At 67.8% G+C, this 3,674-nt stretch carries 4 protein-coding genes; 2 read left to right on the top strand and 2 right to left on the bottom strand.

Annotated features, from left to right (window positions below; all coding sequences use genetic code 11):
* Positions 1-435: 435 nt before the first annotated feature.
* Positions 436-774 (bottom strand): P-II family nitrogen regulator, encoded by a 339-nt coding sequence (gene glnK, locus N878_RS15030; protein ID WP_003096476.1) that lies wholly within the window; start codon positions 772-774, stop codon positions 436-438.
* A gap of 409 nt (positions 775-1,183) precedes the next feature.
* Here glnK and N878_RS15025 point away from each other — a divergent pair, with 409 nt between their 5' ends.
* Positions 1,184-1,444, top strand: coding sequence for an accessory factor UbiK family protein (locus N878_RS15025; RefSeq protein ID WP_021444445.1), 261 nt, complete (start codon positions 1,184-1,186; stop codon positions 1,442-1,444).
* Between the two features lie 34 nt (positions 1,445-1,478).
* Positions 1,479-2,972 carry a YifB family Mg chelatase-like AAA ATPase gene (locus N878_RS15020; protein WP_021444444.1) on the top strand — a complete coding sequence of 498 codons (1,494 nt, stop codon included), beginning with the start codon at positions 1,479-1,481 and terminating at the stop codon, positions 2,970-2,972.
* Positions 2,973-2,982: 10 nt separating this feature from the next.
* Here the strand turns inward: N878_RS15020 and N878_RS15015 are convergent.
* Positions 2,983-3,674, bottom strand: a 692-nt coding sequence (locus tag N878_RS15015; RefSeq protein ID WP_021444443.1) for a LysR substrate-binding domain-containing protein, incomplete at its 5' end; no start/stop codon positions are given.

Below are 3,674 nucleotides of genomic sequence, written 5' to 3'. Positions count from 1 at the left end.
GGATTCGAGCATGGCGAAGCCTGCCGCCATCCACATCACCAGGGCACCGCAGATCAGAAAGTAGAAGGTATCGAAGCCGTACTGCAATGCAGTCAATGCTGTGTTGTCCATTTTTCACCTCTTGCCGGCGCTTATTGTGCGCTGTTCGGTTAAGACGCCCGGGTTGGCTCCGGACGCGTTCCGTATGCTTTACAGGTAGTTGCCACGCTCGATCTGGATCGCTGAACCCCCTGCGCCGCAAGGCGACCAGGCGTTCCCATCGCGGAGCGCGAGACCTGCGAGGGTCAGGCACAGCGGGGCGGCGAGGACTTCGCCGACTCCGGCATTCGTCGTCGACAGCGGCGCGGGACCGCCAATCGAGGGCAAAAGGGCTCCTAGCCCTGCGAAAGTTCGCAGAGTCATGGGTTTACTCCTGGGGCGTGGGGTTCGGAGGTTTTAGATCGCGTCGGTATCGGTTTCGCCGGTACGGATGCGGATCGCCTGTTCCAGATTGACCACGAAGATCTTGCCGTCGCCGATCTTGCCGGTGTTGGCCGCCTTAGTGATGGCCTCGATGACGCGATCGAGCTGATCGTCGGCGATGGCCACGTCGATCTTCACCTTGGGCAGGAAGTCGACCACGTACTCGGCGCCGCGATACAGCTCGGTGTGACCCTTCTGGCGGCCGAAGCCCTTGACCTCGGTGACGGTAATGCCCTGCACGCCGATCTCCGACAGCGACTCGCGCACATCGTCCAACTTGAACGGCTTGATGATGGCAGTGACTAGCTTCATGAAACTTTCTCCCGTGTAAGGTGGACTTGCCCCAGGAATTGCGAACCCGGCTCAAGTCTAAGCGCAGTGTCTGGCTTTTGTAATGCACCGACCGCCCAGCCTGGCGTGGCCGATACCCACCAACCGCTCCCGACGAAACACTCCCCCGCTCCGTCCGACGCACCGGTACTGCATCGGTGCATGAGTCGCTAGGCCCTAAGCAGAAAGCTTGCCAGCTCCCATAAAAGCGCCGCGATTCAGGGTTTTACCTGCAGTCTGATGCAACCGGGGCGAGGCCGCGGCGGCACTTACGCACAAGATTGGTGCGCCATGCGCCCCGACCGTGCGCAAAAATCGTGCAGCTGACGGGACGACGTCCCGCCGCCGACCACGTGCTACACTGCCCGCCGTCTGTACTCGGAACCCGCCCATGCTGCCGCCCAAAGCCCTGCTCGACACCCTCAGTAGCCACGCCTCGCGCCTGTTCAGCGGCGACAGCCCGCTACCGCGCGCGGAGCTGGAGGCCCAGTTCAAGGCCCTGCTGCAGAGCGGCTTCAGCAAGCTCGAGCTGGTCAGCCGCGAGGAGTTCGACAGCCAGATGGTGGTATTGGCCCGCACCCGCGCGCGCCTGGAGGCGCTGGAAGCCAAGGTTGTCGAGCTGGAAGCCAAGCTCAACCCACCCACCGACTGATCCAACAGAAGGTGGGACCGATCAAGGAGCGATCATGTCCCTGGCCCTCGTCCACAGCCGCGCCCAGGTCGGCGTCGAAGCGCCCACCGTCACCGTCGAGGCGCACCTGGCCAACGGCCTGCCATCCCTGACCCTGGTCGGCCTGCCGGAGACCGCGGTCAAGGAAAGCAAGGACCGCGTGCGCAGCGCCATTCTCAACGCCGCCTTCGAATTTCCCAGCAAACGCATCACCCTCAATCTGGCCCCCGCCGATTTGCCGAAGGACGGCGGTCGCTTCGATCTGGCGATCGCCCTGGGCATTCTCGCCGCCAGCGGTCAGGTACCGGCCCCATCTCTCGATGCATACGAGTGCCTGGGCGAACTGGCGCTGTCCGGCGCCGTGCGTCCGGTGCAGGGCGTATTGCCGGCGGCGCTGGCCGCCCGCGAAGCCGGACGCACCCTGCTGGTGCCGGCGGCCAATGCCGAAGAGGCCAGCCTCGCCTCCGGGCTCAGGGTAATCGCCGTCGACCACCTGCTGCAGATCGCCGCGCACCTCAACGGCACGGCCCCCATCGAACCCTATGCCGCCCGGGGCCTGCTCCGGCAGAGCCTGCCCTACCCCGACCTGGCCGAAGTGCAGGGCCAATTGGCGGCCAAGCGCGCCCTGCTGGTGGCGGCCGCCGGCTCGCACAACCTGCTGCTCAGCGGCCCGCCCGGCACCGGCAAGACCCTGCTCGCCAGCCGCCTGCCAGGCCTGCTGCCGCCGCTGGACGAAAGCGAGGCGCTGCAGGTGGCGGCGATCCACTCGGTGGCCAGCCATACCCCGCTGCAGCACTGGCCGCAGCGTCCCTTTCGCACCCCGCACCATAGCGCCTCGGGGCCGGCGCTGGTCGGCGGCGGCAGTCGTCCGCAGCCCGGCGAGATCACCCTGGCGCATCAGGGCGTGCTGTTTTTGGACGAGCTGCCGGAGTTCGACAGGAAGGTCCTGGAGGTGCTGCGCGAACCGCTGGAGAGCGGCCATATCGTCATTGCCCGGGCGCGCGACAAGGTGCGCTTTCCGGCGCGCTTCCAGCTGGTGGCGGCGATGAATCCCTGCCCCTGCGGCTACCTCGGCGATGCGAGCAACCGCTGTCGCTGCACCCCGGAGCAGATCCAGCGCTACCGCGCCAAGCTGTCCGGGCCGCTGCTCGACCGCATCGACCTGCACCTGACCGTGGCGCGCGAAAGCACGGCGCTGGAGGTCCCGGCACAGGATGGCGAAAGCACCGCTGAGGCCGCGGCCAAGGTCGCCGCCGCGCGTCAGCGCCAGCTGCGGCGCCAGGGCGTGGCCAACGCCTTTCTCGACCTGCCGGGGCTGCGTCGGCACTGCGCCCTGAGCGAAACGGATCGCCACTGGCTGGAGAATGCCTGCGAGCGCCTCGGCCTGTCGCTGCGCGCCGCGCACCGGGTACTCAAGGTGGCACGCACCCTGGCCGACCTGGCGGACGAGGAGCGGATCGCCCGCGGCCACCTGGCCGAGGCGCTGCAGTATCGGCCGGGGATGGGCTGAGACACCGTCGCTACAACCGCTCCACCTCGGGCAGGCGCATCGCCGCCACCTCCGCCAGCAGGTAATCGCGCAGTCGTTGCAGGCGCGCCTGGGCGCGGTGCGCCTTGGGCCACACCAGGTAGTAGCTGGAGCCGCTGTAGACCGCCTGGCGCCAGGGCAGGCCGAGGCGGCCGGCATTCACGTCCTCGGCCATCAGCAGCAGATCGCCGATGGACACCCCATAGCCGCGCGCCGCCGCGACTATGCCCAGTTCGAGCATGTCGAACAGCTGGCCGCTCTTCAGCGGAATCCGCTCGGCCAGCCCGGTGATCTGCAGCCATTGCCGCCAGTCGCGCCGGTCCGGGGTCGGGTGCAATTGTTCGGCGGCCTGCAGCCGCGCCAGCGGCCAGGGGCCGGCGGCGACATCGGCGGCGGCGCAGACCGGGATCAGCCATTCCTCGAACAGCAGCACGCTGTCCCACTCCTCCGGGAACTGGCCGTCGGCCAGCAGCACCGCGCAGTCGAAGGGCTCGTGGCGAAAATCCACCTTGTCCACGTCCATCCAGGCGCTGGTCAGCTGCACCTCGCTCTCCGGGTAGGCCAGGCGAAAGTGCGACAGGCGCGCCAGCAGCCAGCGCATGGTCAGGGTCGAGGGCGCCTTCAGGCGCAGCACGCTGTCGTCGGCGCGCAGCGCGGAGCAGGCCCGCTCCAGCGCATCGAAGC

The sequence above is a fragment of the Pseudomonas sp. EGD-AK9 genome, assembly GCF_000465935.2.
In the GTDB taxonomy this organism is placed as follows: Bacteria; Pseudomonadota; Gammaproteobacteria; order Pseudomonadales; family Pseudomonadaceae; genus Aquipseudomonas.
Note: the sequence above shows the minus strand (reverse complement) of the source record. Positions and strands in the feature narration are given on the sequence as shown.